This window comes from Thalassococcus sp. BH17M4-6 (assembly GCF_049323015.1).
Taxonomy (GTDB): Bacteria; Pseudomonadota; Alphaproteobacteria; order Rhodobacterales; family Rhodobacteraceae; genus Puniceibacterium.
The window spans coordinates 73,693-99,827 of record NZ_JBMPGU010000009.1; the positions used below are offsets into that span (position 1 = coordinate 73,693).

The 26,135-nt window shown below is 63.2% G+C and carries 29 protein-coding genes; 11 read left to right on the top strand and 18 right to left on the bottom strand.

Annotated elements, in window-relative coordinates; translation table 11 throughout:
- Nucleotides 1-102: 102 nt before the first annotated feature.
- On the bottom strand, nt 103-1,452 hold the full coding sequence (locus ACOXXX_RS13765) for a 1-acyl-sn-glycerol-3-phosphate acyltransferase (protein ID WP_422827172.1): 1,350 nt from the start codon (nt 1,450-1,452) through the stop codon (nt 103-105).
- A 289-nt stretch (nt 1,453-1,741) separates the two neighbouring features.
- On the opposite strand from ACOXXX_RS13765, the gene ACOXXX_RS13770 reads away from it, so the two are divergent.
- The 3 genes from ACOXXX_RS13770 to deoD all read left to right on the top strand — a co-directional run bounded on the left by ACOXXX_RS13770 (nt 1,742) and on the right by deoD (nt 4,959).
- Entirely contained in the window at nt 1,742-3,709 is a 1,968-nt protein-coding gene (locus ACOXXX_RS13770; RefSeq protein ID WP_422827173.1) for a methylmalonyl-CoA mutase family protein, read from the top strand.
- A gap of 229 nt (nt 3,710-3,938) precedes the next feature.
- Nucleotides 3,939-4,250, top strand: a complete 312-nt coding sequence (locus tag ACOXXX_RS13775; protein ID WP_422827174.1) for an H-NS family nucleoid-associated regulatory protein — start codon at nt 3,939-3,941, stop codon at nt 4,248-4,250.
- A 4-nt stretch (nt 4,251-4,254) separates the two neighbouring features.
- The gene (gene deoD, locus ACOXXX_RS13780; protein WP_422827175.1) at nt 4,255-4,959 is read left to right on the top strand and encodes a purine-nucleoside phosphorylase; all 705 of its coding nucleotides are present in this window, start codon (nt 4,255-4,257) and stop codon (nt 4,957-4,959) included.
- 24 nt (nt 4,960-4,983) lie between these two features.
- On the opposite strand, the gene ACOXXX_RS13785 is transcribed toward deoD, so the two are convergent.
- The 15 genes from ACOXXX_RS13785 to ACOXXX_RS13855 form a co-directional block, all read right to left on the bottom strand.
- Nucleotides 4,984-5,820, bottom strand: a complete 837-nt coding sequence (locus ACOXXX_RS13785) for an urea carboxylase-associated family protein (protein ID WP_422827176.1) — start codon at nt 5,818-5,820, stop codon at nt 4,984-4,986.
- 137 nt (nt 5,821-5,957) lie between these two features.
- Entirely contained in the window at nt 5,958-7,127 is a 1,170-nt protein-coding gene (locus ACOXXX_RS13790; protein WP_422827177.1) for a type III PLP-dependent enzyme, read from the bottom strand.
- A gap of 184 nt (nt 7,128-7,311) precedes the next feature.
- Nucleotides 7,312-7,515 (bottom strand): hypothetical protein, encoded by a 204-nt coding sequence (locus ACOXXX_RS13795; protein WP_422827178.1) that lies wholly within the window; start codon nt 7,513-7,515, stop codon nt 7,312-7,314.
- A gap of 76 nt (nt 7,516-7,591) precedes the next feature.
- Complete coding sequence (locus ACOXXX_RS13800) at nt 7,592-7,747, bottom strand: hypothetical protein (protein ID WP_422827179.1); 156 nt, start codon at nt 7,745-7,747, stop codon at nt 7,592-7,594.
- Between the two features lie 132 nt (nt 7,748-7,879).
- On the bottom strand, nt 7,880-8,158 hold the full coding sequence (locus ACOXXX_RS13805) for a hypothetical protein (protein WP_422827180.1): 279 nt from the start codon (nt 8,156-8,158) through the stop codon (nt 7,880-7,882).
- Between the two features lie 4 nt (nt 8,159-8,162).
- The gene (locus ACOXXX_RS13810; protein ID WP_422827181.1) at nt 8,163-8,942 is read right to left on the bottom strand and encodes a succinate dehydrogenase iron-sulfur subunit; all 780 of its coding nucleotides are present in this window, start codon (nt 8,940-8,942) and stop codon (nt 8,163-8,165) included.
- Between the two features lie 10 nt (nt 8,943-8,952).
- Complete coding sequence (locus ACOXXX_RS13815; RefSeq protein ID WP_422827182.1) at nt 8,953-9,276, bottom strand: hypothetical protein; 324 nt, start codon at nt 9,274-9,276, stop codon at nt 8,953-8,955.
- On the bottom strand, nt 9,276-9,668 hold the full coding sequence (locus tag ACOXXX_RS13820) for a hypothetical protein (protein ID WP_422827183.1): 393 nt from the start codon (nt 9,666-9,668) through the stop codon (nt 9,276-9,278). The genes ACOXXX_RS13815 and ACOXXX_RS13820 overlap by 1 nt, the downstream gene beginning before the upstream one ends.
- Nucleotides 9,668-11,473 (bottom strand): succinate dehydrogenase flavoprotein subunit, encoded by a 1,806-nt coding sequence (gene sdhA, locus ACOXXX_RS13825; protein WP_422827184.1) that lies wholly within the window; start codon nt 11,471-11,473, stop codon nt 9,668-9,670. The genes ACOXXX_RS13820 and sdhA overlap by 1 nt, the downstream gene beginning before the upstream one ends.
- A gap of 23 nt (nt 11,474-11,496) precedes the next feature.
- The gene (gene sdhD / locus ACOXXX_RS13830) at nt 11,497-11,868 is read right to left on the bottom strand and encodes a succinate dehydrogenase, hydrophobic membrane anchor protein (RefSeq protein WP_422827185.1); all 372 of its coding nucleotides are present in this window, start codon (nt 11,866-11,868) and stop codon (nt 11,497-11,499) included.
- Between the two features lie 14 nt (nt 11,869-11,882).
- Nucleotides 11,883-12,266, bottom strand: coding sequence for a succinate dehydrogenase, cytochrome b556 subunit (sdhC, locus tag ACOXXX_RS13835; RefSeq protein WP_422827186.1), 384 nt, complete (start codon nt 12,264-12,266; stop codon nt 11,883-11,885).
- Nucleotides 12,267-12,505: 239 nt separating this feature from the next.
- On the bottom strand, nt 12,506-13,561 hold the full coding sequence (locus ACOXXX_RS13840) for a MaoC family dehydratase (RefSeq protein WP_422827187.1): 1,056 nt from the start codon (nt 13,559-13,561) through the stop codon (nt 12,506-12,508).
- Nucleotides 13,561-13,764 carry a DUF1737 domain-containing protein gene (locus tag ACOXXX_RS13845; RefSeq protein ID WP_422827310.1) on the bottom strand — a complete coding sequence of 68 codons (204 nt, stop codon included), beginning with the start codon at nt 13,762-13,764 and terminating at the stop codon, nt 13,561-13,563. Before ACOXXX_RS13845 ends, ACOXXX_RS13840 begins: the two co-directional genes overlap by 1 nt.
- 2 nt (nt 13,765-13,766) lie before the next feature.
- A complete protein-coding gene (locus ACOXXX_RS13850; protein WP_422827188.1) occupies nt 13,767-14,312 on the bottom strand; it encodes an NnrU family protein in 546 nt (181 codons plus the stop codon).
- A gap of 3 nt (nt 14,313-14,315) precedes the next feature.
- On the bottom strand, nt 14,316-15,173 hold the full coding sequence (locus ACOXXX_RS13855; RefSeq protein ID WP_422827189.1) for an HpcH/HpaI aldolase/citrate lyase family protein: 858 nt from the start codon (nt 15,171-15,173) through the stop codon (nt 14,316-14,318).
- 254 nt (nt 15,174-15,427) lie between these two features.
- Here ACOXXX_RS13855 and ACOXXX_RS13860 point away from each other — a divergent pair, with 254 nt between their 5' ends.
- The gene (locus ACOXXX_RS13860) at nt 15,428-15,736 is read left to right on the top strand and encodes a hypothetical protein (RefSeq protein ID WP_422827190.1); all 309 of its coding nucleotides are present in this window, start codon (nt 15,428-15,430) and stop codon (nt 15,734-15,736) included.
- 3 nt (nt 15,737-15,739) lie between these two features.
- Here the strand turns inward: ACOXXX_RS13860 and ACOXXX_RS13865 are convergent, their stop codons facing one another.
- A complete protein-coding gene (locus ACOXXX_RS13865) occupies nt 15,740-16,495 on the bottom strand; it encodes a sulfite exporter TauE/SafE family protein (protein WP_422827191.1) in 756 nt (251 codons plus the stop codon).
- Between the two features lie 158 nt (nt 16,496-16,653).
- Here ACOXXX_RS13865 and mdh point away from each other — a divergent pair, with 158 nt between their 5' ends.
- Entirely contained in the window at nt 16,654-17,616 is a 963-nt protein-coding gene (gene mdh / locus ACOXXX_RS13870) for a malate dehydrogenase (protein ID WP_422827192.1), read from the top strand.
- Between the two features lie 36 nt (nt 17,617-17,652).
- On the opposite strand, the gene ACOXXX_RS13875 is transcribed toward mdh, so the two are convergent.
- Nucleotides 17,653-18,714, bottom strand: a complete 1,062-nt coding sequence (locus tag ACOXXX_RS13875; protein WP_422827193.1) for a glycosyltransferase family 2 protein — start codon at nt 18,712-18,714, stop codon at nt 17,653-17,655.
- Nucleotides 18,715-18,980: 266 nt separating this feature from the next.
- Here ACOXXX_RS13875 and sucC point away from each other — a divergent pair, with 266 nt between their 5' ends.
- The 6 genes from sucC (at nt 18,981) to ACOXXX_RS13905 (ending at nt 26,134) form a co-directional block, all read left to right on the top strand.
- Nucleotides 18,981-20,174 (top strand): ADP-forming succinate--CoA ligase subunit beta, encoded by a 1,194-nt coding sequence (gene sucC, locus ACOXXX_RS13880; RefSeq protein WP_422827194.1) that lies wholly within the window; start codon nt 18,981-18,983, stop codon nt 20,172-20,174.
- 88 nt (nt 20,175-20,262) lie between these two features.
- On the top strand, nt 20,263-20,616 hold the full coding sequence (locus ACOXXX_RS13885) for a hypothetical protein (protein ID WP_422827195.1): 354 nt from the start codon (nt 20,263-20,265) through the stop codon (nt 20,614-20,616).
- Nucleotides 20,617-20,756: 140 nt separating this feature from the next.
- A complete protein-coding gene (gene sucD, locus ACOXXX_RS13890; RefSeq protein ID WP_422827196.1) occupies nt 20,757-21,638 on the top strand; it encodes a succinate--CoA ligase subunit alpha in 882 nt (293 codons plus the stop codon).
- 2 nt (nt 21,639-21,640) lie between these two features.
- Nucleotides 21,641-22,420: a hypothetical protein gene (locus tag ACOXXX_RS13895; RefSeq protein WP_422827197.1), complete on the top strand. Its 780-nt coding sequence runs from the start codon at nt 21,641-21,643 to the stop codon at nt 22,418-22,420.
- A gap of 181 nt (nt 22,421-22,601) precedes the next feature.
- The gene (locus ACOXXX_RS13900) at nt 22,602-23,165 is read left to right on the top strand and encodes a hypothetical protein (RefSeq protein ID WP_422827198.1); all 564 of its coding nucleotides are present in this window, start codon (nt 22,602-22,604) and stop codon (nt 23,163-23,165) included.
- On the top strand, nt 23,162-26,134 hold the full coding sequence (locus ACOXXX_RS13905) for a 2-oxoglutarate dehydrogenase E1 component (protein WP_422827199.1): 2,973 nt from the start codon (nt 23,162-23,164) through the stop codon (nt 26,132-26,134). Before ACOXXX_RS13900 ends, ACOXXX_RS13905 begins: the two co-directional genes overlap by 4 nt.
- Nucleotide 26,135 lies beyond the last annotated feature (1 nt).

The following is a 26,135-nucleotide window of genomic DNA, read 5'->3' on the forward strand; positions in this document are numbered from 1 at the left end:
CGCAGAATCGCGGAGGGATTTCCGGGAAATATAGGGCCTTGCGCAACATTGCAACAACCCAAAGCTAAATTTTGCAACTTTATGACCGAGCAGGTGCAGAAACTAGCGCATCAGGTGCCGGATCGAATTGGCGTAATACTCCAGGGTGGCGCGCTCTGCATCGACCACGGCAAAACCGTCGGCGGTGTCCTTGATCATTCCGCGCCGGGTCAGGATAGTCAGCGCCCCTTCGACCGCAAAGCTGCGGCTGTCGCGCGGCAGGTGCAGGATGCGCGGGTCAAGATGCGCGGTGCGGCTGGCAAAGGCCTTTTCAAGCCCGGCCCGGTCCAGTGGCCCCCCGGTCAGCAGGATATGCGCCAGAAGCGGCACCGGCAGCACAGGGACCGCATCGGCGATCCGCCCCATGATACGGCTGGCCAGCGCATCGGGGTCCGAGGCGAGCGCTGGATCGCCGCGCAGAGACAGCGGCTTGCCAAAGCTCACCGCCGCGTAGCCGAAGCGCTTGAACCGCCCGGTGATCCGCCGCCACAGCAGCCGCAGTGCAAAGAAGGCCACCACGCTGATCCGCGCGCGGAAGCGCCGCGTGCCGGACGCCCCGGCCTCGATCAGGATACGATCCTCGAGCACGCGGTCATAATTCAGCGCCACGGGCACGAAGACGATGTCGCGCGCCTTCAGATCGGCGTCATCGGTCAGGTATTTCAGCAGACCGATCTTCGGCTCCGCCAGCGCGCCAGTCAGGCTCAGCCCGCCCTCGGGGAACATGGCCTGCGCAACGCCGCCCGCCGTGGCCATCTGCACGTAGCGCGCAAGCACCCGGCGGTAGAGCGCATTGCGCGACTTGCGGCGGATGAAATAGGCGCCCATCGCCTTGATCAGGAAGGACAGTGGCCAGACACGGGCCCATTCCCCCACCGCATAGGACAGCGCCGACCGCTGCGCCGCGAGGTAGGTGACAAGCACGTAATCCATGTTGCTGCGGTGGTTCATCACGAAAACCACCGTCGCGTCGGGGTCGACATCCGCCAGCGTCGTGTCGCCCTGATGCCCCAGCCGCACATGATAAAGCGCGTTGCTGAACAGCCGCGCCAGCCGGATCGCGATGCTGAAATAGGCGGTGGCGGAAAAGGACGGGACGATTTCACGTGCGTAGCGGCGCGCCTTTTCAAACGCCACATCCTCGCGCACGCCATTTTCGCGGGCGTGCTGCACGATGGCCTCTGTCACTTGCGGGTCGTAGCACAGCCGCTGGATCATGTCCGTGCGCCGCGCCAGCTCGAACGGCTGGATCGGCCGTTCCAACCGCGCGTTGAGCCGCGCCACAACCCGTTCCGCCCGGCGGCGCAGGAACCAGCGCACCGATGGAAACAGGAAATGCGAGGCAAAGGTCACCGCCGCGAACAGCAGGATCAGCACAAACACCCAGACCGGCAGGGAAATCGTCGATGTCATGGCCCGACCAAAGCAGCCCGCGCGGGATGGGGCAAGGGTGTTGACCGCGGCCCCCTTTGCACGGAGCCGTGTCTTTGCGCTGCAAAGGCCCGGTCAGAGGCATGAAACCCGTTTGGCGCGCCCTTTGCGGCGCAGAGCGCGCCCGGGCCTTGCGCGGCCCGCCCAGGCAGGTCATGCTGCTGCGCAGCGCGATCGCCTCGCCGCATTGCGGCGAATTGACAAGGTTATAATCTTTCGCGTATGCACCATTTGACGCAAGAAGATTGCCGATTTGATTCACGAGGACCCCATGACCGACACTCCGACCCGCGACAAGCCCTGGCTGATCCGCACCTATGCCGGCCATTCCACCGCCAAAGCGTCAAACGCACTCTATCGCGGCAACCTCGCCAAGGGGCAGACCGGTCTGTCGGTGGCCTTCGATCTGCCCACGCAGACCGGCTATGACAGCGATCATATCCTCAGCCGGGGCGAGGTCGGCAAGGTCGGCGTGCCGGTCTGCCATCTGGGCGACATGCGCACGCTCTTCGACGAAATCCCGCTGGATCAGATGAACACTTCGATGACCATCAACGCCACCGCCCCTTGGCTGCTGGCGCTGTATGTCGCCGTGGCCGAAGAACAGGGCGTCGATACCACCAAACTGCAAGGCACGGTGCAGAACGATCTGATCAAGGAATATCTGAGCCGCGGCACATATATCTGCCCGCCGAAACCCAGCCTCAAGATGATCGGGGATGTGGCCGAATACTGCTACAAGCACATTCCGAAATGGAACCCGATGAACGTCTGTTCCTATCATTTGCAAGAGGCAGGCGCGACACCGGAACAGGAATTGGCCTTTGCGCTGGCCACCGCCGTTGCGGTGCTGGACGAACTGAAACCTCGCGTCCCGGCCGATGATTTCCCGACCCTCGCGGGCCGCATTTCGTTCTTCGTGAACGCCGGGATCCGCTTCGTGACCGAGATGTGCAAGATGCGCGCTTTCGTCGATCTGTGGGATGAAATCCTGCTTGAGCGTTACGGCGTCGAAGACCCGAAATTCCGCCGGTTCCGCTATGGCGTGCAGGTCAATTCGCTGGGGCTGACCGAACAGCAGCCCGAAAACAACGTTTATCGCATCCTCATCGAAATGCTGGCGGTGACCCTGTCGAAAAAGGCCCGGGCCCGCGCCGTGCAATTGCCCGCCTGGAACGAAGCGCTTGGCCTGCCCCGCCCTTGGGATCAGCAATGGTCGATGCGGATGCAGCAGATCATGGCCTACGAGACCGACCTTCTGGAATACGAGGACCTGTTCGAAGGCAATCCGGCGGTCGAGGCAAAGGTCGCGGCACTGAAAGAAGGCGCGCGGGCTGAATTGGCCAACCTCGACAGCATGGGCGGCGCCATTGGCTCCATCGAGTACATGAAGGGGCGGCTGGTCGACAGCAACGCCGAACGGGTGGGCCGGATCGAACGCAATGAAACGGTCGTGGTCGGCGTGAACAAATGGCAGGCGACCGAACCCTCGCCGCTGATGGGCGAAGACGGCGGCATCATGACCGTCGATCCGGGCGTGGAGGCCGAGCAGATCGCGCGGCTCAACGCCTGGAAGGCCGAGCGGGACGAGGAGGCCGTGAAGGCCGCCCTCGCCGATCTGCGCGCCGCCGCCAAGGAAGGCCGCAATATCATGGAACCGTCGATCACCGCCGCCAAGGCGGGCGTCACGACCGGCGAATGGGCGGCACAGATGCGCGCCGTCTACGGCGAATACCGCGGCCCCACCGGCGTGTCGAAATCCGTCAGCAACAAGACCGAAGGGCTGGACGACATCCGCGACGCGGTCAACGCGGTGTCCGATCAGCTGGGCAAGCGGCTGCGATTCCTGGTGGGCAAGCCTGGACTCGACGGCCATTCGAACGGGGCTGAACAGATCGCCTTCCGCGCCCGCGACTGCGGGATGGAGATCGATTACGAAGGCATCCGCCTGACCCCCGAAGAAATCGTGACCGCCGCCCGCAACGGCGCGCATGTGGTCGGCCTGTCGATCCTGTCCGGCTCGCACATCCCGCTGGTCGAAGACCTGATGAACCGGATGCGCCAGGAAGGGCTGGGCGATATCCCTGTCATCGTCGGCGGCATCATTCCCGAAGAGGATGCAAAACGCCTGCGGGCCATGGGCGTCGCCAAGGTCTACACGCCCAAGGATTTCGAACTGAACGCGATCATGCGTGACATCGTGAAACTCGTCGATCCCAAAGCCGTGGCGGCCGAATAGAATTTCCGTTTTGTTCTGGCACCCAATCGGCGCGAATTGAAAATAGATTGACCACCTTAATACCGGTTAATCGGTTATATCGAATCCCTGACGTGCAATTCATCAAATCGCTCCCCTCTGGGATGAGCGATTTGATGCTGTTGATGCTATTTTTTCTGAATTAGCACAAATAAGCTCTTGAGTTTTTCCACCTTTTTATAAAATTGAAGTCACCACTCAGGAGAATAACATGGCAGTAGATCTGGAAAACCTTTCCAAGGAAGAACTCAAACAACTCAAAACCGATGTCGACAAGGCGCTGAAGACCATTGACGCGCGTCGCAAGGCCGAGGCCAAGAAAGCGGCCGAGCATGCGGCAAAGGAATACGGTTTCTCGCTGGACGAACTTTTGGGGGCGTCGTCGGGCAAAGGTCCGAAAAGCGCACCGAAATATGCCAATCCCGCCGATCCGTCCCAGACCTGGACAGGTCGTGGCCGCAAACCCAACTGGGTGATCGACGCCCTGGCTGCCGGCAAATCGCTGGACGATATGAAAATCTGATAGCATGACCGTTCATATCGGCGCGAAGCCGGATCAGATTGCCGAAACCGTTCTCATGCCCGGCGACCCTTATCGGGCGAAATGGGCGGCGGAAACCTTTCTGCAGGATCCGGTGCTGGTGAACGAGGTCCGCGGCATGCTGGGGTTTACCGGCACCTGGCGCGGAAACAGGGTGACGATCCAAGGCTCAGGCATGGGGATGCCGAGCCTTTCGATCTACGCAAACGAGCTGATCCGGGACTACGGGGCGAAAACCCTGATCCGGATCGGCTCCTGCGGGGCGATGCAGGAGCGGGTGAAAATCCGCGACATCATCATAGCGATGACCGCCAGTTCGATGTCGACGCCGTCGCGCGGCATCTTCCGGGAATTGCAATTCGCCCCCTGTGCGGATTGGTCATTGCTGAACGCCGCGGTCCAGGCGACCAAGGCCCGCGGCACACCGACCCATGTGGGCGGTATCTATTCCGCGGATGTCTTTTATGACGAACGTCCCGATCTCAACGAACAGATGACCCGCCACGGCATTCTGGGGGTCGAGATGGAGGCGGCGGAACTTTATATCCTCGCCGCCCGCTACGGCGTGCGGGCGCTGGCGGTACTGACCGTGTCAGACCATTTGCTGACGCACGAGGCACTGCCGTCCGAAGACCGCGAAAAGAGCTTTGGCGACATGGTCGAAATCGCGCTGGAGGCGGCCTTTTCCTAAGCTGCGGTGGGTCGCAGACCCACCCTACGCGCCGTGGCTGCGGTCGTACCCGTTGCGGGGCGGCGGTGCCCAACCCGGAATGCCGGTCGGGGCAAGGATGTCGACGCGCAGGGGATGGCAGGCCGCCACGTCGCTGGAATGGCGCGCCCCGCAATCGCCGCCCGGACAGGCGCTGAGCGCGCCCAGCAGGTCGATCTCGGCCAGAAAGGTCAGGTGATCGCCCGGCCGCACCGGACTCGCCTTCATGAAATATTGCCCCGTATCGCGTGTAAAGCCGGTACACATAAAGACGTTCAGCACATCGTGGATATGAGGCTCTGCCTCGGCCAGCGACAGGCCTAGGTCAGCCGCCAGAGCGCGGGTCAGGTTCGAATGGCAGCAATGGTGATAGGGCGTGCCGGACAAGAGCTGCCCGGTGTAGGGATCGCAGCGCGTGCCGATCACGTCGTGCACCGAACCGCCAAAGGCGTCGATCCCGTACCAGTCGAGCGTATCGGCCACGATGGTCGCCATGGGCCGCAGATATGGCAGGGTCGACCAGAGCCTGTCGCCGGTACTCACATGCGTGCCGTGCAGCGCGCGGGTCTTGCCGGAAAAGAACCGCTCTGACAGATCGTCAGCCTGCCAGAGGTTCAGATCCCCGACCTGTGGCCCTTCGACGGAAGTGATGCGAAAGAAATGTCCGGCGGGCACCCGAAAGGTGCGGGCATCGCGCGGCGGCACGATCACGGTGCCCGTCACCTTTGCCGTGTCGAGCGCCTGCAGGTAGGCGGCAAGGTCGGGCTGCGCCAGATCATCGGTCGGATAGCAGATCACCGGCGGCACGGCGCGGCGGGCATCGGCGTCTGGGGGCTGAGTCATGGCGCAATCCTTTGGGGTCTATCTGAGGTCGCTGCACCGAAAATGACAAGCCTCGCCAGCGTCTCCGCTTCCCCCCGAAACGCGAAAAGGCCGGGACAGCGCCCCGGCCTTTCCGAAATTCTCTACGGACCCGGGGATCAGATCACCACTACATCCAGCGGCGGGAAGCCGTTGAAGCCGACCGACGAATAGGTCGAGGTATAGGCGCCGCAGTTGCGGATGATCACCTTGTCGCCCGACTTCAGGCCCAGCGGCAGTTCGACGGGCCGCTTTTCGTACAGCACGTCGGCGCTGTCGCAGGACGGGCCTGCCAGGATGCAGGGACCGAAGGACTCGTGCTCGCGCTCGGTCAGGAACTGATAGCGGATCGCCTCGCCTTCGGTTTCGGCCAGGCCGGAAAAGCGGCCGATGTCCAAGTAAACCCAGCGGTGCATGTCCATTTCCGACTTGCGCGACACCAGCATGACTTCGCAGGCGATGGCACCGGCTTCGGCAACCATGCCCCGGCCCGGCTCTGCCATGATCTGCGGGACGTCGCCGAAACGGGCGTCGATCTGGCGCATGACGTTGGCGGCGTAAGAGGTCGGAGCCTCGATCGCCTCGCCATAGAATGCCGGGAATCCGCCGCCGATGTTCAGCAGGGACAGCTCGTGACCGGCTTCTTTCGCGTCGTTCCAGACGGCGGCCACCTGATCGAGCGTGATCGCCCACATGTCTGCGCGGCGGGTTTGCGATCCGACGTGGAACGAAAAGCCGACCGGGGTCAGGCCCAGCGATTTCGCCATATCCAGCAGCACCAGCGCCTTGTCACGGGCGCAGCCGAACTTGCGCGACAGCGGCCAGTCGGCCTCGGACGCATCGACGATCAGGCGGATGTAGACCTGCGCGCCGGGGGCATGCTCGGCCACTTTCTCAAGCTCTTCTTCGGCGTCGACCGAGAAAAGCGTGATGCCGACGCCATGCGCCCAGGCGATGTCCCGCGCCTTCTTGATGGTGTTGCCGAACGAGATGTGTTCGGGGTGGGCGCCCTGGGACAGGCACAGCTCGATTTCACCGCGCGACGCCGCATCGAAATGCGAACCAAGGCCGACAAGGGTCTCGATGATTTCTTTCGCGGGGTTCGCTTTCACAGCATAGTGGATCGACGCGCGGCCCAGACCGGCCTTGAGCGCACCGTACTGGCGGGCCACGGCGTCGCGGTCCACGACCAAGGTCGGGTGATCAAAGCTGTTGTTGCGGATGAAAGTTTCCACGCGCGATGCGGGTACAGCGGTGCGAGCCGAAAATTCGGTGGCGAATGCGTTCATGTCCATCTCCAATAGACCCGGCCATATATGACCGCTCAGTTCCAAGGGAGACGTTACCGTCGCTACGTAACCTTAGGGGTCGGATCCCCTTTCGCCAGAGGTGCGTGCGTTGGCGTCTGATGGCGTGCATATGTGGCCAATGCCGATTCACATCAAGTGATTTTTTCGCTTGATCTGAAAAAGTTTAGCCGTCGGTTTCACTGTGGTTTCGCAGACACGTCTGGGGGGCCTTACCGCGCTTTCCCTCGATCTGTTCGCCGCATTGCACGCAGACCCATGTGGCCGTTTCGCCACGGGGATATTCGCGCCAGCGGCATTGCCGGGTGGCGCGGTTGGAAAACACGGCGATCAGCACGAAGGCGATGATCAGGCCAAGGATGACAAGCATGCGGGCGCCTTTTATCGGTCCGGCCACCAGTTAAGGCAGGGCCGCCCGGCGACAAGCCGCGCGGGCGGCCCCACGCTCAGATCAGCGCCTCGGTATCATAGCCGCCTTGGGCGGGACGCGGCGCGCTTTGCGGCGTCCATTCGGGACACGTGTAGCAGGACAGCGCATCTGCCAGAAGGCAAAGCTGGTCCTGCGGAGAAAGTCGTTTTGAGTTCAGGGTTCGATCTTGCATCAGAGCCTCTCGCGGTTGCTTTGGCTCCTCCCACTGACCAAGATGGGTCGGACCGGGGCACATGGCAAGGGATCAGGGCGCAAGCGCGCCATGCACGACACACAGACCGGTCTGATCGTGCAACCCCGCCCGTCAGACCCGCATTTCCTGTTCGAGGTAAGACAGCATGAGGTCACGCCGCTCTTCCCGTGTCAACGTCTCGGGATCATAGCCGGTGCCGAACACCGCCGTGACCTCATCATCCTTGATCCGCTCGGCCAGGCGACCGGCGGCGGCGATGGTTTCGGCCAGATGCCACATGTACCGGCTTTCACCCGAAACGCGGTTTATGTAGTGCAGCCGCCGCGAGATGACCTGCAGCAGCTGCGCCAGTTCTTCGGGCGACTTGAAGTCGAGCCTTGGTGCGTCCACCCGCTCAGACCGCGCGTTCGACCATCAGTTTCTTGATCTCGGCAATCGCCTTGGCCGGGTTCAGACCCTTGGGGCAGGTCTTGGCGCAGTTCATGATGGTGTGGCACCGATAAAGCTTGAACGGATCTTCCAGATCGTCCAGCCGCTCGCCCGTCGCCTCGTCGCGGCTGTCGATGATCCAGCGATAGGCATGCAAAAGCGCGGCCGGCCCCAGGTACCGGTCGCCGTTCCACCAGTAGGACGGGCACGAGGTCGAACAGCAGGCGCACATGACGCATTCGTAAAGCCCGTCGAGCTCTTCGCGGCTTTCGATGCTTTGCTTCCATTCCTTTGCCGGGCGGTTCGTCTTGGTTTCCAGCCACGGCATGATACTGGCGTGCTGGGCATAGAAATGCGTGAGGTCGGGGATCAGGTCGCGCACCACCGGCATGTGCGGCAGTGGATAGATCGCGACATCGCCCTTGATCTCGTCCATGCCGTAGATGCAGGCCAGCGTGTTGATGCCGTCAATGTTCATCGCGCAGGACCCGCAGATGCCTTCGCGGCAGGACCGGCGGAAGGTCAGCGTCGGATCAATCTCGTTCTTGATCTTGATCAGCGCGTCCAGAACCATCGGGCCGCAGGTGTCCATATCGACAAAATAGGTGTCGACGCGCGGATTCTTTCCGTCGTCGGGCGTCCAGCGATAGATCTTGAACTTGCGGACGTTCTTGGCGCCCTCGGGCTTGGGCCAGGTCTTGCCGGTGGTGATCCGGGAGTTCTTGGGAAGGGTGAATTCAACCATGTCTCTACTCCTATCGCAGCAGCGCTGGCAGGCCTTCGGCGGCCAGGCAGGTCAGGGTTTCGGGTTGCCGGAGGATACCGGTCACAATCTCGACGGTGCTTTCGGTCGGCCCGGTCACGGAATCCGCGGCCAGGGCGTAGATCTGGCCCGAGCTTGCGTTGTCGATCACGCAGTTGACGGCCGGTTGCAGCGGCACCCCAGGCAGGCGTTCGGCCAGCACCTTGGACGTGGCAGACCGCGCGGCGGCGCGGGCAATCTCGTCCTGGCTTTGCGCGTTGCACGCCCCCAGGGCCAGCATCAGGCCAAGCGCCGACGCGCCGAACAGGGGACGCATCAGCGGCAATACATCGTTCCCCGATACATCACCGGCGCATCCGGCGGGCAGCCGTAGGTGGCCACCACATGGGCGCGCGGCGCGGGCTTGTGGCGCGGGGCGGGTGCGGCATAGACCACCGCCGCGGCAGAGCTGCGCGCGCAGGCGTTGATCTCGTTCGCGGCCGCCGGGCTGATCTGCGCATTGGGCACGGCCATCAGAACTTCGGCCGATCCCTTGGCCCCAGATCCGCCATGTCCCAGCGACAGGCCCGCGGCACCATAGCCAAGGTCCTGCTGGCACTGCACGATGATCGCCTGCTGCTGGGCCGCCGTGGCCACGACGAAATCGGACTGCGCCATGGCCGGTGCGGCAAGGCCCAGAAGGGCCGCGAATGACAGGATGGTACGCATCAGAACGTCCTTTCCTTGGGCGCGATCTTCTTGAGCGCGATGCCGCCCTCATCCTCGGTCGTGAGCGGATCGGTGATGATGGGCCGATAGCTCAGGTCGACCTTTGCGCCGTCGATCCGGCTGATCGTGTGGACCCGCCAGTTTTCGTCGTCACGGGTGCCGTGATCCTCATGCGCATGGGCTCCGCGGCTTTCCTTGCGCGCCTCGGCCCCGGCGATGGTCGCCAGCGCGTTGGGCATCAGGTTCGTCAGCTCCAGCGTTTCCATCAGGTCGGAGTTCCAGACCAGGCTGCGGTCGGTGACCTTGATATCGTCCAGTTTCCCGGCGATGGCGGTCATCTCTTTCAACCCCTGTTCCAGCGTCTTGCTTTCACGGAAGACGGCGGCGTCGCGCTGCATGGTCTTCTGCATTTCAAGCCGCAGTTCGGCGGTCGGCGTGCCGCCATCGGCGTTGCGCAGACCATCGAACCGATCGAACGCCTTGTCCACCTGGCCGGTGTTGGTCGAGGGCACGGCGCTCTCGCGGTCCACGACCTTGCCCGCGCGGATCGCGGCGGCGCGGCCAAAGACCACGAGGTCGATCAGCGAATTCGAGCCAAGCCGGTTGGCCCCGTGCACCGATGCGCAGCCCGCCTCGCCCACGGCCATGAGGCCCGGAACCACCGCATGCGGATCGTCCTTCGTGGGATTCAGCACCTCGCCCCAGTAGTTCGTCGGGATGCCGCCCATGTTGTAATGCACGGTGGGGATGACCGGGATCGGTTCCTTGGTCACGTCCACCCCGGCAAAGATGCGGGCGGATTCGGAAATGCCCGGCAGCCGCAGATGCAGCGCCTCTTTGGGCAGGTGGCTGAGGTTGAGATGGATGTGGTCCGACTCCGCCCCGACACCGCGACCCTCGCGGATTTCCATGGTCATGCAGCGGCTGACGTAGTCGCGCGGGGCGAGGTCCTTGTAGTTGGGCGCATAGCGCTCCATGAACCGTTCGCCTTCGGAATTGGTGAGGTACCCGCCCTCGCCGCGCGCGCCTTCGGTGATGAGGCAGCCCGCGCCGTAGATGCCGGTGGGGTGGAACTGCACGAATTCCATGTCCTGCAGCGGCAGACCTGCCCGCGCCACCATGCCACCGCCATCGCCGGTGCAGGTATGTGCAGATGTGGCGCTGAAATACGCCCGGCCATAGCCGCCAGTGGCCAGCACGACCATCTTGGCGTTGAAGACGTGCATGGTGCCATCGTCCAGCTTCCAGCAGACCACGCCGGTGCAGGCGCCGTCATCGGACATGATGAGGTCGATGGCGAAGTACTCGATGTAGAATTCGGCGTTGTTCTTGACCGACTGGCCGTACAGCGTGTGCAGGATGGCGTGGCCGGTGCGGTCCGCAGCAGCGCAGGTGCGCTGCACCGGCGGGCCTTCGCCGAATTCGGTGGTGTGTCCGCCAAAGGGGCGCTGGTAGATCTTGCCCTCTTCGGTGCGCGAAAACGGCACGCCGTAGTGTTCGAGTTCGTAGACCGCCTTTGGCGCCTCACGTGCGAGGTATTCCATCGCATCCGTGTCGCCCAGCCAGTCAGAGCCCTTGACGGTATCATACATATGCCACTGCCAGTGGTCGGGGCCCATGTTCGACAGCGATGCGGCAATGCCGCCCTGTGCCGCAACCGTGTGCGAGCGGGTCGGGAAAACCTTGGTCACGCAGGCGGTGCGCAGGCCCTGTTCGGCCATGCCCAGCGTGGCGCGCAGCCCCGCGCCGCCCGCGCCGACCACCACGACGTCATAGTCGTGGGTTTCATATTCGTATGCAGCCATTGTTCAGATGCTCCGGTATGCGTTCAAAGGGCCAGACGTGCGATGGCGAAGACGCCCGTCGCCGCGGCACCGTAAGCCAGGCAGGTCATGCCGATGATCAGGATCTTCTCCCAGATGCCGTGAACGTAGTCTTCGATCAGGGTCTGGAAACCGTCGTTGAAATGCTTGAACGCCACGATGATCGTCAGCGCCGCCACGATCGCCGGGAAGGGCCGCGAATAGTAGGCGGTGACCTCTTCATAGCTCGACCCCAGGATCGACCCGAACGTGAAGACGAAAAGCGGAATGAGGATCAGCAACGCGACCGAAGACACCTTCATCGCCCAGAAATGCTGGGTCCCGGACTTCGCCGATCCCATGCCGGTGGCGCGCTTGCGGTCTGTCAGATAAGCCATGTGTGCGCTCCTTCTCAGATGATGGCGACGGTCAAAAGGGTCAGCAGGACCGATCCGCCGATCACCGCGTAACCCAGCTTGTAAGCGGTATCGAGGTCAAGCCCGACCGCCTGATCCCAGATCAGATGCCGGATGCCCGCCAGCGTGTGATACCAAAGCGCCCAGAGCGAAAGGAACATCACCAGGTTGCCGAACCAGCCTGTCACCACGGCATCAGCGGTCGCGAAATAATCGGCGTTCGTCGCCGCGGCGAGCAGCCACCAGACAATCATCAGCATCCCGAGGATCAGCGCATTGCCAGTGATCCGCGTCAGAATGGAGGTCATGGAGGTCAGCTGCGGGCGATAAATGGTCAGGTGGGGTGACAAGGGGCGATTGCCCCGGTTCACGTCGGCCATGGCGATGTCCTTTCGGTTCCCTTGGCTCTGTTTCTAACGCATTCTGCGCCGCTGTCACGGCATGCAGCGTCGCAGGGCGCGGGTTTTTTCGTGAAATTCCAAAATTGCGCGGGCTCCGTGATCACAGCGCGAAAACTGTGATCACATCGATTGCGCTAACACCGCGAATCGGCGCCGACGCGCCGATTCCCTGTGCCCGCGACAGGATCCGACTGCGCAGCAAGGCAGTCAGCGCGGGATCAAAGCGGCATCAGCGCCCAGTAGTCCAGATCCAGCAGCACATGCGGCAGGTACTTGCCGTCCTCGCCCTTCAGCGTGAATGGCGCGCCGCCTTTGGTGGCGACCAGCCGCAGGCGGATCGCCCCGACGCCGGGTGCCGGGGTTTCGGCCTTGTCCAGCACCTCGGACCAGGCGCGCACCGTATCGCCCGCGAAGCACGGATTGGCATGCGCGCCGCCGTTCAGACCCGCGATCATCTGCGCATTGGCCAGCCCGTTGAACGACAGCGTCCGCGCCATCGACATGACGTGCCCGCCATAGATGAGGCGCGTGCCGTCCTCACGCATGGTGCCGTCGAAATGCGTCTTCGAGGTGTTCTGCCACAGCCGGGTGGCCATCATGTGTTCGGCTTCCTCGATCGTGACGCCGTCCACGTGGTCGATCTGTTCGCCGACCTCGTAATCGCCCCAGCGGTGCGGTTCGCCCGCGAGCACATCATCGTAGGCCGAGAAATGCAGCCCCTCGGGGATCACCAGATCCTCGGGTCGTAGCGCGGATTTCAGCGTCGGCACGACAGTTTCCGGCGCCTCTGCCTGGGGGTCCCGCTTCTTGACCATGACCCAGCGGACATAGTCCATCACGACCTCGCCGCGCTGGTTCAGACCGCGCGACCGCACCCAGACCACGCCGGTCTTGCCGTTGGAATTCTGCTTGAGGCCGATCACCTCGGATTCCGCGCGCAGCGTATCGCCGGGCCAGACCGGTTTCAGCCAGCGCCCTTCGGCATAACCCAGGTTGGCCCGCGCATTCAGCGACACGTCCGGCACGGTCTTGCCAAAGACCACGTGAAACGCCGCCAGATCGTCCAGCGGCGACGCCGCAAGGCCGCAGCTTTGTGCAAAGGCATCCGACGAATAAAGCGCGTGGCGCGCCGGGTATAGCGCATGATAAAGCGCCCGTTCGCCCGATCCCACCGTGCGCGGCACGGCATGGCGGATGACCTGCCCGACGCGATAATCCTCGAAAAAGAACCCGGGATTGGTCTTGGTGGCGGGTGGCGTATGGACGTCTTTCATCACTGATCTCCAAGCTTGAGGTCGGGCGAATAGGTGCCTTCGACCTCTTTCACCACGGCCTGACCGCAGCGCATGACCTCGTTCGCGCTGTCATAGGCATAGGTCGGATCGCCATAAAGCACCCAGCCCTTTGCCAGGGCGGCGGACACCTTGTGGCAGAAGTCAGAGGAATCGTCGGCGGTCAGGAAACGGTAAAGCTGCATCGTCATGCTCCGAACGGGGATACGCCAAGCCAGCTGTGCACGGCGGCGATCAGGACGAACATCACCAGCGTGATCACGACCAGCACGATGTCCTTTTTCGCCGGACCGGGTGCGGGACGCTCCCAAACCTCGTTGCGGTTGATCAGCACCACCTCGAGCACGGCCCAGGCCAGCATCGACCCGAACAGGATGATCGACGCCAGATCGCCGTTCACCAGAAGGTGCGCCACGGCCCAGATCTTGACCGCCGTCAACTGCGGGTGGCGCATCTTGCCGCGCAGGCGGCCGGTGGTGGCCGACATGCCGAAGACAAAGATCGCGATCAGCATCAGCAGGTTGTTCACGTGCACCAGGAACCCCGGCGGCGACCAGACGGCGATAAAATCGGCGCTGCGATAGCCCAGGATGATCAGGCCAAGGCCCACCAGAATGACAGCTGTGACAACGCCGCGACCGGCGTTGCCCATTGCCGCACGGCGTTCGGGGGCCACACGCTTGAACACATGCGCGGCGACCCACAGGGCAATGCCGAGGACAAGAAGGATCATGGCTTACTCCGCTGCAATCTTTTCGATTGCCTGCACCTTTGCCAGAAGTTCCTGTGCCGTGGCAACGTGAAGGTTTTCCACGATCTGCCCATCGACTACCGCGATCCCCTTGCCTTCGCTCTGCGCAAAGTTGAAGGCGGCGATGAACCGGCGGGCCTGCGCCACCTCCATCTGGCTGGGCGCGAAGGCCAGGTTGGCCACGTCGATCTGCGCCGGATGGATCAGCGATTTGCCGTCAAAGCCCATGTCGCGGCCCTGCGTGCATTCGGCGCGCAATCCGTCCTCGTCCTTGAAGGCGTTATAGACGCCGTCGATGATCACCAGATTCTCGGCCCGGGCCGCCAGCAGGCACAGGCCCAGCCCCGACATCATCGGCAGCCGGTCGGCACGCGGACGGCTGCCCAGCTCGCGGGCCAGATCGTTGGTGCCCATCACCATGCCCTGCAGTTTCGGATGGGCAGCGATGGCGGCGGCGTTCAGCATGCCGCGCGGCGTTTCCATCATCGCCCAGATCGGCAGATCGCCGGTGATCTCGGCCAGCGCATCCAGCTGCGCCGGATCGCCCACCTTGGGCAGAAGCACCGCGTCGCAGTCCATCTTTGCCACCGCTTCGGCATCGTCGCGGCCCCAGACGGTGTCCAGCCCGTTGATCCGCACGATCCGCGCCCGGTGGCCATAGCCGCCTTCGGCCAGGGCCGCGGCCAGGGTTTCGCGCGCGGCGACCTTTTCGTCGGGCGCGACAGCATCCTCGAGATCAAAGATGATCGCGTCGACAGGCAGGCTGCGCACCTTGTTCAATGCCCGCTCTTTCGAGGCGGGCAGATACAGGACCGAACGGTAAGGCCGGGTGCGAATGTCCATCCGAGTCTCCCTGAGAAACAAAGTTGCGCGAAACTGCGCATACATTGGCATACATTTCAAGAGAAATTGCGCCGCAGCGCAGCAACTACGCCCGGTTTTCTGATCCGATGGCGTCTGAACCGGCAACGACCGCGCCGTTAACCAAACCGAAAAAGGTTTCAGTGCAGGCTTTGTCGCATGTCAGCACCGCGCCAAAGGCCGGTCGCCTCTCACCGGCAGCCCCGCCTGCCGCAGCAGCACAGAAGGATGACATCATGCAGTTCAAATCCTTGACGGCCCTGGCCGCAGCGATCTTGCTGACCGCCACCGGCGCGCTGGCGCAGTCCGGCAACTGCGCGCCGCGCGAATCGGTGGTGGAGCGGTTGGCGGCGAAATACGGCGAAACGCGCCAGTCGATCGGCCTGGGCGCCAACAACGCGGTGGTCGAGGTGTTCGCCTCCGCCGAAACCGGGACGTGGACCATTGTCGTGACCACGGCCAACGGCACCGCCTGCCTGATCGCCAGCGGCCAGGCCTACGAGGATATCGCCGAGGCGCTGCCCGCCAAGGGCAAGGATGCCTGATCCTTAGGTCAGCGCGTCCCAGATCAGTTTCGTGCCGGTGACCGCAAGCAGCGTGTAGGTCAGACTGAAGAACACCTTCTCGGGCACCATACGATGTGCCCGGATGCCCAGAAAGGTGCCCAGTATGGCGAAGGGCGCCATGAGCAGGTCGAACCCAAGGGTTTGAAGGCTGAAGATGCCCATGAAGGCGTAGAAGCCGGATTTGAACAGGTTCACTGCCCAGAAGACGAGCACGGTGGTCGCCTGATACGTGGTCTTGTCCAGCTTCTGCCCCAGCAGATAGATGGCCGCCGCCGGTCCGCCCGCGTGGCTGACGAAACTGGTAAATCCCAGCACGATCCCGGCGGCCAGCCCCGTCTTTGTCCCGAACCTGCGGCTGGCCAGCGTCAGCAGACCGGAGCGCTGCGCCAGTTGCCAGCCCACGAACAGGATCGCGATCGCCCCGATCAGAAACCGGATCGTGTCGGGATCGGCGGAGCGGTAGAACAGCGCCCCTAGGATCGTGCCGGGTATACCGCCCCAGAGCAGCACCCGCGCGTCCGGCCAACTCCATTTCCGCCAGTAGGCCGGAAGGCTCGCCGCGTCGATCAGCATCAACAGCGGCAGCATGATGCCCAGCGCCTCGCCGGGCTCCATCACCAGCGCCAGAATCGTTGCGCTGGCAAAGGCGGCGCCCGACCCGAACCCGGCCTTCGACACCCCGGCAAAGATCACCGCAGGCACCGCGACCGCGATTATCGTCCAGTCGAACAGTTCCATGGCGCGACCCTCTAAAACCTTTGACCGCTTCGCTTTATCGCGAAGACTGCCGCGATGACAGCCCCGCGCGCGCCCTGTGCCGCACTGCAGCGCACTTGCACGATGCGGCGCAAAGCACTAGCCATGCGTGAAATTCCAACGGAGCGGAGACAGCATCCATGGCCAGACCGAAGATCGCCCTTATTGGTGCCGGACAGATCGGGGGCACCCTTGCCCACCTCGCAGCCATCAAGGAACTGGGCGACATCGTCCTGTTCGACATCGCCGAGGGCACGCCTCAGGGCAAGGCGCTTGATATCGCGGAATCCGGTCCTTCCGAGGGCTTCGACGCCTCGCTGAAGGGTGCCAACGATTACGCCGACATCGCCGGGGCCGACGTCTGCATCGTCACCGCCGGGGTGCCGCGCAAGCCGGGGATGAGCCGCGACGATCTGCTGGGCATCAACCTCAAGGTCATGAAAGCCGTGGGCGAAGGCATCGCCGCCAACGCGCCCGACGCCTTTGTCATCTGCATCACCAACCCGCTAGACGCGATGGTCTGGGCCCTGCGCGAATTCTCGGGCCTGCCGCATGCCAAGGTCTGCGGCATGGCGGGCGTTCTGGATTCCGCGCGCTTCCGCCACTTCCTGAGCCTCGAGTTCAACGTCTCGATGAAGGATGTCACCGCCTTCGTGCTCGGCGGCCATGGCGACACCATGGTGCCGCTGACCCGATATTCGACCGTCGCCGGCATCCCTCTGCCCGATCTGGTGAAAATGGGCTGGACCACGCAGGACAAGCTGGATGCCATCGTGCAGCGCACCCGTGACGGCGGAGCTGAAATCGTGGGGCTCCTCAAGACCGGATCGGCCTTTTACGCCCCCGCGACCAGCGCCATCGAAATGGCCGAGGCCTACCTCAAGGACCAGAAGCGGCTGCTGCCCTGCGCGGCCTGGTGCGACGGCGAATTCGGGCTCAAGGGCTTTTACGTCGGCGTTCCGACGATCATCGGGGCCGGTGGCATCGAACGTATCGTCGACATCAAGATGACCAAGGACGAACAGGCGATGTTCGATAATTCTGTCAACGCCGTCAAAGGCCTGGTCGAAGCCTGCAAGGGCATCGACGAGTCGCTGGCCTGACCTTCCGCGCCGGGGCGGCAGCGCCCCGGCCACCACTCAGCCGCGAGGAATGTCGCGCATGAGATCCGACAGGGACTGCGGCCCGTCATACCGAAGGCTGTGTTCGCAAAGCGGCGAGGCGTCGAGCCCGTCGCCATCCAGCAAGGTCTTGTAGTACTTGCTGCCGCCCGCGTGCTGCCCGCGATTCACGATATATTCGATCCCCGCCCGCCCGCGCGTCAGCGGAAAATGCAGCAGCGCCGCGATGCTTTCGGACATCCGCAGCCGCCGGTTCATCGTGTGCCCGTTGAACAGCGTCCCTTCCTGCCAGCGAAACACCCCGACCTTCGTGGCGTTGAGCGCGCCCTGAAACAGATGCCGGGTGCGCTGCCGCATGAACATCCGCATGTAATAGTCCAGACCCCGCGGCGTCACGGTCCGGTCAAGCCGCAGATAGCTTTCGATCATGCCGCGCTGCACTGGCGTCGGTTCAGCCGTCTGCAGAAAGAACAGCCGGTCACGCGCGCCGCCATTGAAGCGCACCGGCGGCGTCGGAAAGTCACGCATCTGCTTTCGGGCGATGGGTCGCATGGTATAGCCCGCAGGAAAGGGCCCTGGCCCGTCGAAATAGCAGAACCGTTCGGTCAGGCTTTGCCCATCGGCGCGGTCGTGCACGTGATCGGCCAGGGCCATGTCACCGTACATGTCGATCATCAGCGCAATCGCGGCCTCGGCCCCTTCGGCCTCGAGCGCGTTGATGTACTGGCGCAGGGATCGGTCCGGCGCGCCGGGCCAGACGAACAACTCGTCGATATCGGGTGACAGGCACCATTTCCCCGCGCCATAATGGTCCAGCAGCCCGGATTTCCAGATCGCCCGCTCTTTCAGAAATTCCGCGCCCGGGACCGGCTCGAACAGGGTCACATCGGGCTGCGCCATCAGGTAATCGCGGCTGCCGTCGGTCGACCGGTCATCGACGATCAGGAACCCCGCGTCGCAGATGCCGCGGTAATGCGCCAGGAAATCCGGCAGGATGTTGATCTCGTTATGCGACAACGCCACGACGGGCACCATGCCGGGGCCAAAGCGTTCATTGCTGATCCGCGTGATCCGATCCATGCCCCGCCCCCGTCGCTGCAGCCTCTCAGGCTTAGCGCCCTACCCCACGGCTGGCAACCGGGCGGCGGGCCGGCGAATCCGGCGGTCTGGCATGTTTTCGCTACCACAAAGGCGCGCGCCAGAAATTTGTGATCACGCGCTTTATCGTGTGATCACAAATGTGGAAAAATCTGCGGGATTCCCGAAATCCTGCAAGTTTTGGGTTAAGTTGCCGGTGTCACTGTGCCTATACCGTTGGTAATCGCAGCAAGACGGGACAGTTTGAAATGAACATCCACGAGTATCAGGCGAAAGCCCTGCTGCGCAGCTACGGCGCTCCGGTGTCCGATGGCCGCGTGGTTCTGAGGGCCGAAGAGGCCAAGACCGCAGCGGGTGCGCTTGACGGTCCGCTCTGGGTCGTCAAGGCGCAGATCCACGCGGGCGGGCGCGGCAAGGGGTCCTTCAAAGAGGCGGATGCCGGTGAAAAGGGCGGCGTGCGCCTGACCAAATCAGTGGAGGAAGCCGCGGATGAGGCCAAGCGCATGCTGGGCCGCACGCTGGTGACCCACCAGACCGGCCCGGCCGGCAAGCAGGTCAACCGCATCTACATCGAAGACGGCAGCGGCATTCAGACAGAGCTTTACCTGGCCCTGCTGGTCGACCGCGTGACCAGTCGCGTGTCCTTCGTCTGCTCGACCGAGGGCGGCATGGACATTGAGGAGGTCGCGGCCAACACGCCCGACAAGATCCTGTCCTTCGCCGTCGATCCGGCCACCGGTTACCAGGCTTTCCACGGCCGCCGCATCGGCTTTGCGTTGGGGCTGGAGGGCAAGGCGATGAAGCAGTGCGTGGGCCTGATGGGCACGCTCTACAAGCTCTTCGTCGAAAAAGACATGGAGATGCTCGAGATCAATCCGCTGATCGTCACCGACGAAGGCGACCTAAAGTGTCTCGACGCCAAGATGGGCTTTGACGGCAACGCGGTCTACCGCCACTCGGACATCGCCGAGCTGCGCGACACCACCGAGGAAGACCCCAAGGAGCTGCAGGCCTCCAAGTACGACCTGAACTACATCGCCCTGGATGGCGAGATTGGCTGCATGGTCAACGGCGCGGGCCTGGCGATGGCCACCATGGACATCATCAAGCTTTACGGCGCCGAACCGGCCAACTTCCTGGATGTGGGTGGTGGCGCGACCAAGGAAAAGGTCACAGAGGCGTTCAAGATCATCACGTCGGACGAACAGGTCAAAGGCATCCTGGTGAACATCTTCGGCGGCATCATGCGCTGCGATGTCATCGCCGAAGGCGTGGTCGCCGCGGTGAAGGAGGTCGGGCTCAAGGTGCCGCTTGTCGTGCGGCTTGAAGGTACGAACGTCGAAAAAGGCAAGGAGATCATCAACAACTCCGGCCTCGACGTGATCGCCGCCGACGACCTCAAGGACGGCGCGCAGAAGATCGTGAAAGCGGTCAAGGGCTGAGCGATGCGAGGGATCGGGCATCATATCTGGCAGGCGGCGGAACCGACCGGCGCCGTGGCGGGTTGCCTTCCAAACGGAGGTTTCGCCCATGTCGAATATCGTGCCCGACCGCAATCGTCTGCCGGAGCTGATGCAGCGCTATCTTCCCGCATCGCGGCAGGAACGTCTTGCGCCCTTCGTCTATGCAGGCGGTATGGTCGCGGTGGGCCTGACGCTTCTTCTGGCCAAACCGCGTATCGGAAATGTCCCGCGCTCGGCCTTGGCCGGGGATGGACCGGTACGCAGCCGCAGGCGGCGGGCCGCGCAGAAATCCCGGGACGTGGTCGCGCCCTTCGCACCCGGCAACGTCACGGATTCGATCGGACGGTCGCTGCTGATCGGTGGCGTGGCGCTGGGTCTGACCCGACTTCTGGACGAATTGTCGGACAGCCGACGCGGCTAAACTCCTTCTCCCCTCACACATTCATTCGACAGGGCACGCCTTTGGGCGGCGCCCTGTCTTTTCGTATCTGCGGCCCGCATTCTGCGGCGCCGTTCCTGAAATTGCGCCGCATCCACGCGGCAAGATAAGGAGACAGCCCCATGGCCGTCCTCATCGACGAGAACACCAAAGTCATCTGCCAGGGCCTGACAGGCTCTCAGGGCACGTTCCACACCGAACAGGCCATCGCGTACGGCACCAAAATGGTCGGCGGCGTCACCCCCGGCAAAGGCGGTCAGACGCATCTTGACCTGCCGGTCTTCAACTCGGTGCACGAGGCGAAGGCAAAGACCGAAGCGAATGCGTCGGTCATCTACGTGCCGCCGCCCTTCGCCGCGGATTCGATCCTCGAGGCCATCGACGCCGAGATGGAGCTGATCGTCTGCATCACCGAGGGCATCCCGGTGCTGGACATGATGAAGGTCAAGCGGGCGCTGGAGAACTCCAAATCCAAGCTGGTCGGCCCCAACTGCCCCGGTGTCATCACGCCCGATGCCTGCAAGATCGGCATCATGCCCGGCCACATCCACAAGCGCGGCAGCGTCGGTGTGGTCAGCCGGTCCGGCACGCTCACGTACGAGGCGGTCAAGCAGACCACTGACGTGGGCCTGGGCCAGTCGACCTGCGTGGGTATCGGCGGCGACCCGATTAAGGGGACAGAGCATATCGACGTGCTGGAATGGTTCCTGGCCGATGAGGAAACCACCAGCATCATCATGATCGGCGAAATCGGCGGCAGCGCCGAGGAAGACGCCGCGCAGTTCCTGGCCGACGAAAAGAAGAAAGGCCGCTGGAAGCCGACCGCCGGGTTCATCGCCGGGCGCACCGCCCCTCCGGGCCGCCGCATGGGCCACGCCGGGGCCATCGTCGCCGGTGGCAAGGGTGGTGCAGACGACAAGATCGAAGCGATGAAATCCGCTGGCATCGTCGTCGCCGAAAGCCCCGCCGGGCTGGGCGAGGCGGTGCTCAAAGCGATCGGATAAGCATGCCCCAGGTGCGGACATCACAGGCAAGGTCAACGCTACTGGCGTTTGGCCTCTGCCTGTCCGCATCTCTGCCCCACCCTGCCAAGGCGGAGCAGGCCGACGTCGAATTGCTGTTCGCGTCGATCCGGGACGCAGTGCGCGACTTCGAGGGACGCGACCGGCCTGTGCAATCGCTGCTGGATCGCGGTTGGGAATATATCGACCGCTCCGATGCCAGCACACGCGACGCGCTGGCGGAAATTGCGTATCTGGCCGCATGGCCGTTCCCCGAGGAAGAATACCCGACCCAGGAAGATGCCTGGGCGTGGTCGAAGGCGCGTTTTAAACTGGACTGCGTCGATCCGGGATATATACCCTCGATATGCAATCAGGTGTATCGGCTGGAAGCAGTGCCCGATACCGTCATGCATCTCAATCACCATACCATGGATCTTGCGCCCGGAGTAACGGTGAAGATCTCAACGGGATTGGCGCTGGACGTGACGAGCTTTTCGCCCGACGAACACCTGGTCTACGATCTGTCAAGAATCGGCGACCGGACAAGTGATCTGATCCGCGTCATCGACTTCAGCGACCGGCAGCAGGTTCCCGTGGCGGTCACGATGCGCCCCGTTCACAAATGGCCGACCGATCCGCTTGCCGAGATCGGCAGGACAGCGCGCATCAAGACAATCTTGTCGCGTATTCCTTTCGAGTTTCGCGCCAAGACATCGACCGACCTACTCGATCTGCCGAACATGGCCGCAGGTCCGGTAGATGGCCGGGAGACGCTGCAATGATCCGGCCAGAACGCGAAAAAATGCCCACCACCGCCCTTTTCGGCTATTCCGGCGACCCCGCCGATGCGTATGTACGGCCACCGCATCCTTCGGGGTTCGGCGGGTCCGGCTCCTTTGCAAGCGCCCCCCGGCAGCATGGCCGGAACCAGATCAACGCCCGTGTAATGGGGGAAGAATGACCATGACCTTCAGCGACGCCATCAAGACCTGCCTGTCAAAAGGCCTGGCGTTCTGGGGCCGGTCCCCGCGCGCCCAGTTCTTCAAATTCCTGCCTGCGGGCATCGCGCTTTGTGGCCTGGCGGGCGCCGTCGCCGTCTGGCAGGGCTTCACCTTTCCGGGCATCCTCATCACCGTGTTCATTGCCGCACTGCCGCTTTTGGCCGTGTGGTGGCGCCGCCTGCAGGATGTCGGCGAGGCAGGCGTTCACGCCGTCCTGCCGTGGGTGTCCCTGCTCTATGCCCTCGTCTGCGGGTGGGCGGCGATGAAGGCCGGGGCGGCGCTGAACGTGTACTATCCCGAATGGCGCAACCCGGTGGTCCTGTTGCTGGTCTTCCCGCTTGGCGTGATCGGCTATTTCGGCAACATGTTCGGCGACATCGTCGGGCAGATCATCGCGATGTTGATCGCCTTGCCGCTTTTCATCCTCTTTCTCGTCCGGTTCTCCTTTGCTCTGGGGCAGGCGTTCCTTCCATCTCAACCCGGCCCCAACAAATACGGTCCTAATCCCAACGAGGTGCCATCATGACCGACCAAAGCCCCAACGACCAGTTCCACGCCTCCAGCTTCATGCAGGGACACAACGCGGAATATCTGGAACAGATGTACGCCCGCTATGCCGAAGATCCCGGCGCGGTCGACGAGGCGTGGCAGGCCTTTTTCAAGGCGCTTGGCGACGAAGGGCGCGAGGTCAAGAAAGAGGCATCGGGGCCAAGCTGGGCGCGCGCCGACTGGCCGCCGCAGCCCGCCGACGACCTGACCGCGGCGCTGACCGGCGAATGGGCGATGCCCGCCATGGCGACCGAAGCCAAGGCCGCGGGCAAGAAGATCACCGACAAGGCCGCCGAAAAGGGCGTCAGCCTGAACGACGACCAGGTCAAGCGCGCCGTGCTGGACAGCATCCGGGCGCTGATGATCATCCGGGCGCACCGCATCCGGGGCCATCTGGTCGCCGACCTCGACCCGCTGGGCATGCGCGAAAAGACCCATCACCCCGAGCTTGATCCGAAATCCTATGGCTTCACCGAGGCCGACATGGACCGGCCGATCTTTATCGACAACGTGCTGGGGCTGCAGATCGCGAGCTTGCGCGAAATCCTCGACATCGTGAAGCGGACCTACTGCGGCACTTTTGCCCTGCAGTACATGCACATTTCCAACCCCGAACAATCCGCCTGGCTGAAAGAGCGGATCGAAGGCTACGGCAAAGAGGTCAAGTTCACCCGCGAGGGTCGAAAGGCGATCCTCAACAAAATGATCGAAGCCGAGGGATTCGAGAAATTCCTGCATGTGAAATACATGGGCACCAAGCGCTTTGGCCTGGATGGCGGCGAAAGCCTGATTCCCGCGATGGAACAGGTGATCAAGCGCGGCGGCGCGCTGGGACTGCGCGAAATCATCATCGGCATGCCGCACCGTGGGCGTCTTTCGGTGCTGGCCAACGTGATGCAAAAGCCCTATCGGGCGATCTTCAACGAATTCCAGGGCGGGTCGTTCAAGCCCGAGGATGTCGATGGATCGGGCGACGTGAAATACCACCTCGGCGCCTCGTCCGACCGCGACTTTGACGGCAATTCCGTTCACCTCAGCCTGACCGCCAACCCCAGCCACCTCGAAGCGGTGAACCCGGTGGTGCTGGGCAAGGTTCGCGCCAAGCAGGACCAGTACGGCGACGACACCCGCACCCAGGTCATGCCGGTGCTGCTGCACGGCGACGCGGCCTTTGCCGGTCAGGGTGTCGTGGCGGAATGCTTTGCCCTGTCGGGTCTGCGCGGTCACAGAACCGGCGGCACGATGCACATCGTGGTCAACAACCAGATCGGTTTCACCACCGCGCCGCATTTCAGCCGGTCCAGCCCCTATCCGACCGACAACGCCCTGGTGGTCGAGGCGCCGATCTTCCACGTCAACGGCGACGACCCCGAAGCGGTGGTGCATGCCGCCAAGGTCGCGACCGAGTTCCGCCAGAAGTTCGGCAAGGACGTGGTGCTGGATATCTTCTGCTACCGCCGGTTCGGGCATAACGAGGGCGATGAGCCCATGTTCACCAACCCGATCATGTACACCAAAATCAAGAAGCAGAAGACCACGCTCACGCTTTACACCGAGCGGCTGGTCAAGGATGGGCTGATCCCCGAAGGCGAGGTCGAGGATATGAAAGCGGCGTTCCAGTCGCTGCTGAACGAGGAATTCGAGGCCGGAAAGAACTACAAGCCCAACAAGGCCGATTGGCTGGATGGCCGCTGGTCCCACCTCGACCGGCAGAAAGAGGGCAAGTACCAGCGCGGTAAGACCTCGATCAAACCCGAGACCATGGCCCAGATCGGCAAGGCGCTGACCACCGCGCCCGACGGCTTTCCGGTGCACAAGACCGTGGGCCGTCTGCTCGACGCGCGCGCGCAGATGTTCGAAACCGGCGAAGGGTTCGACTGGGCCACCGGTGAGGCGCTGGCCTTCGGGTCGCTGCTGACCGAAGGCTACCCGGTCCGTCTGGCCGGGCAGGACAGCACCCGCGGCACGTTTTCACAGCGCCATTCGGGCCTGATCAACCAGGAAACCGAAGAACGGTACTATCCGCTCAACAACATCCGCGACGGCCAGGCGCGGTACGAGGTGATCGACAGCGCGCTGTCGGAATACGCGGTTCTGGGTTTCGAATACGGCTACAGCCTTGCCGAACCCAACGCCCTGACCCTCTGGGAGGCGCAGTTCGGCGATTTCGCCAACGGCGCGCAGATCATGTTCGATCAGTTCATCAGCTCGGGCGAAAGCAAATGGCTGCGCATGTCCGGCCTGACGGTGCTGCTGCCGCATGGCTACGAAGGCCAGGGGCCGGAACATTCCTCGGCCCGGCTCGAACGGTTCCTGCAGATGTGCGGGCAGGACAACTGGATCGTCGCCAACTGCACGACGCCTGCGAACTACTTCCATATCCTGCGCCGTCAGCTGCACCGCAGCTTCCGCAAGCCGCTGATCATGATGACGCCCAAGTCGCTGCTGCGGCACAAGCTGGCGGTCAGCAAGGCCGAGGAATTCCAGACCGGGTCGAGCTTTCACCGCGTGCTGTGGGACGATGCCCAGCAGGGCAATTCCGACACCAAGCTGGCGGCGGACGACAAGATCCGGCGCGTGGTGATGTGCTCGGGCAAGGTCTACTACGACCTGCTCGAGGAACGCGACGCCCGCGGGATCGACGATATCTATCTGATGCGCTTCGAACAGTTCTATCCGTTCCCCGCCATTTCCGCGGTGAAAGAGCTGGAGCGATTCCCCAACGCCGACATGATCTGGTGCCAGGAAGAGCCCAAGAACCAGGGCGGCTGGACCTTCATGGAACCCAACCTTGAATGGGTTCTGAGCCGCATCAAGGCCAAGACCCCGCGCCCGCGCTACGTGGGCCGCGCCACGTCGGCCTCGCCGGCGACCGGTCTGGCCAGCCAGCACAAAGCACAACAACAGGCGCTCGTCGACGAAGCGCTGACCATTGAAGGGAAGTAAG

Bases quoted from the DNA above. Each gene is read 5' to 3' on its own strand.
- deoD (WP_422827175.1), top strand. From the start codon at position 4,255: ATGACCGTTCATATCGGCGCGAAGCCGGATCAGATTGCCGAAACCGTT.
- sucD (WP_422827196.1), top strand. From the start codon at position 20,757: ATGGCCGTCCTCATCGACGAGAACACCAAAGTCATCTGCCAGGGCCTG.
- ACOXXX_RS13850 (WP_422827188.1), bottom strand. From the start codon at position 14,312: ATGATCCTTCTTGTCCTCGGCATTGCCCTGTGGGTCGCCGCGCATGTG.
- ACOXXX_RS13885 (WP_422827195.1), top strand. From the start codon at position 20,263: ATGTCGAATATCGTGCCCGACCGCAATCGTCTGCCGGAGCTGATGCAG.
- ACOXXX_RS13800 (WP_422827179.1), bottom strand. From the start codon at position 7,747: ATGCAAGATCGAACCCTGAACTCAAAACGACTTTCTCCGCAGGACCAG.
- ACOXXX_RS13905 (WP_422827199.1), top strand. From the start codon at position 23,162: ATGACCGACCAAAGCCCCAACGACCAGTTCCACGCCTCCAGCTTCATG.
- ACOXXX_RS13900 (WP_422827198.1), top strand. From the start codon at position 22,602: ATGACCTTCAGCGACGCCATCAAGACCTGCCTGTCAAAAGGCCTGGCG.
- sdhC (WP_422827186.1), bottom strand. From the start codon at position 12,266: ATGGCCGACGTGAACCGGGGCAATCGCCCCTTGTCACCCCACCTGACC.
- ACOXXX_RS13810 (WP_422827181.1), bottom strand. From the start codon at position 8,942: ATGGTTGAATTCACCCTTCCCAAGAACTCCCGGATCACCACCGGCAAG.
- ACOXXX_RS13840 (WP_422827187.1), bottom strand. From the start codon at position 13,561: ATGAAAGACGTCCATACGCCACCCGCCACCAAGACCAATCCCGGGTTC.
- ACOXXX_RS13860 (WP_422827190.1), top strand. From the start codon at position 15,428: ATGCAGTTCAAATCCTTGACGGCCCTGGCCGCAGCGATCTTGCTGACC.
- ACOXXX_RS13795 (WP_422827178.1), bottom strand. From the start codon at position 7,515: ATGCTTGTCATCCTTGGCCTGATCATCGCCTTCGTGCTGATCGCCGTG.
- ACOXXX_RS13765 (WP_422827172.1), bottom strand. From the start codon at position 1,452: ATGACATCGACGATTTCCCTGCCGGTCTGGGTGTTTGTGCTGATCCTG.
- sdhA (WP_422827184.1), bottom strand. From the start codon at position 11,473: ATGGCTGCATACGAATATGAAACCCACGACTATGACGTCGTGGTGGTC.
- mdh (WP_422827192.1), top strand. From the start codon at position 16,654: ATGGCCAGACCGAAGATCGCCCTTATTGGTGCCGGACAGATCGGGGGC.
- ACOXXX_RS13845 (WP_422827310.1), bottom strand. From the start codon at position 13,764: ATGCAGCTTTACCGTTTCCTGACCGCCGACGATTCCTCTGACTTCTGC.
- ACOXXX_RS13775 (WP_422827174.1), top strand. From the start codon at position 3,939: ATGGCAGTAGATCTGGAAAACCTTTCCAAGGAAGAACTCAAACAACTC.
- ACOXXX_RS13895 (WP_422827197.1), top strand. From the start codon at position 21,641: ATGCCCCAGGTGCGGACATCACAGGCAAGGTCAACGCTACTGGCGTTT.
- ACOXXX_RS13770 (WP_422827173.1), top strand. From the start codon at position 1,742: ATGACCGACACTCCGACCCGCGACAAGCCCTGGCTGATCCGCACCTAT.
- ACOXXX_RS13790 (WP_422827177.1), bottom strand. From the start codon at position 7,127: ATGAACGCATTCGCCACCGAATTTTCGGCTCGCACCGCTGTACCCGCA.
- sucC (WP_422827194.1), top strand. From the start codon at position 18,981: ATGAACATCCACGAGTATCAGGCGAAAGCCCTGCTGCGCAGCTACGGC.
- ACOXXX_RS13865 (WP_422827191.1), bottom strand. From the start codon at position 16,495: ATGGAACTGTTCGACTGGACGATAATCGCGGTCGCGGTGCCTGCGGTG.
- ACOXXX_RS13820 (WP_422827183.1), bottom strand. From the start codon at position 9,668: ATGCGTACCATCCTGTCATTCGCGGCCCTTCTGGGCCTTGCCGCACCG.
- sdhD (WP_422827185.1), bottom strand. From the start codon at position 11,868: ATGGCTTATCTGACAGACCGCAAGCGCGCCACCGGCATGGGATCGGCG.
- ACOXXX_RS13815 (WP_422827182.1), bottom strand. From the start codon at position 9,276: ATGCGTCCCCTGTTCGGCGCGTCGGCGCTTGGCCTGATGCTGGCCCTG.
- ACOXXX_RS13875 (WP_422827193.1), bottom strand. From the start codon at position 18,714: ATGGATCGGATCACGCGGATCAGCAATGAACGCTTTGGCCCCGGCATG.
- ACOXXX_RS13785 (WP_422827176.1), bottom strand. From the start codon at position 5,820: ATGACTCAGCCCCCAGACGCCGATGCCCGCCGCGCCGTGCCGCCGGTG.
- ACOXXX_RS13855 (WP_422827189.1), bottom strand. From the start codon at position 15,173: ATGGACATTCGCACCCGGCCTTACCGTTCGGTCCTGTATCTGCCCGCC.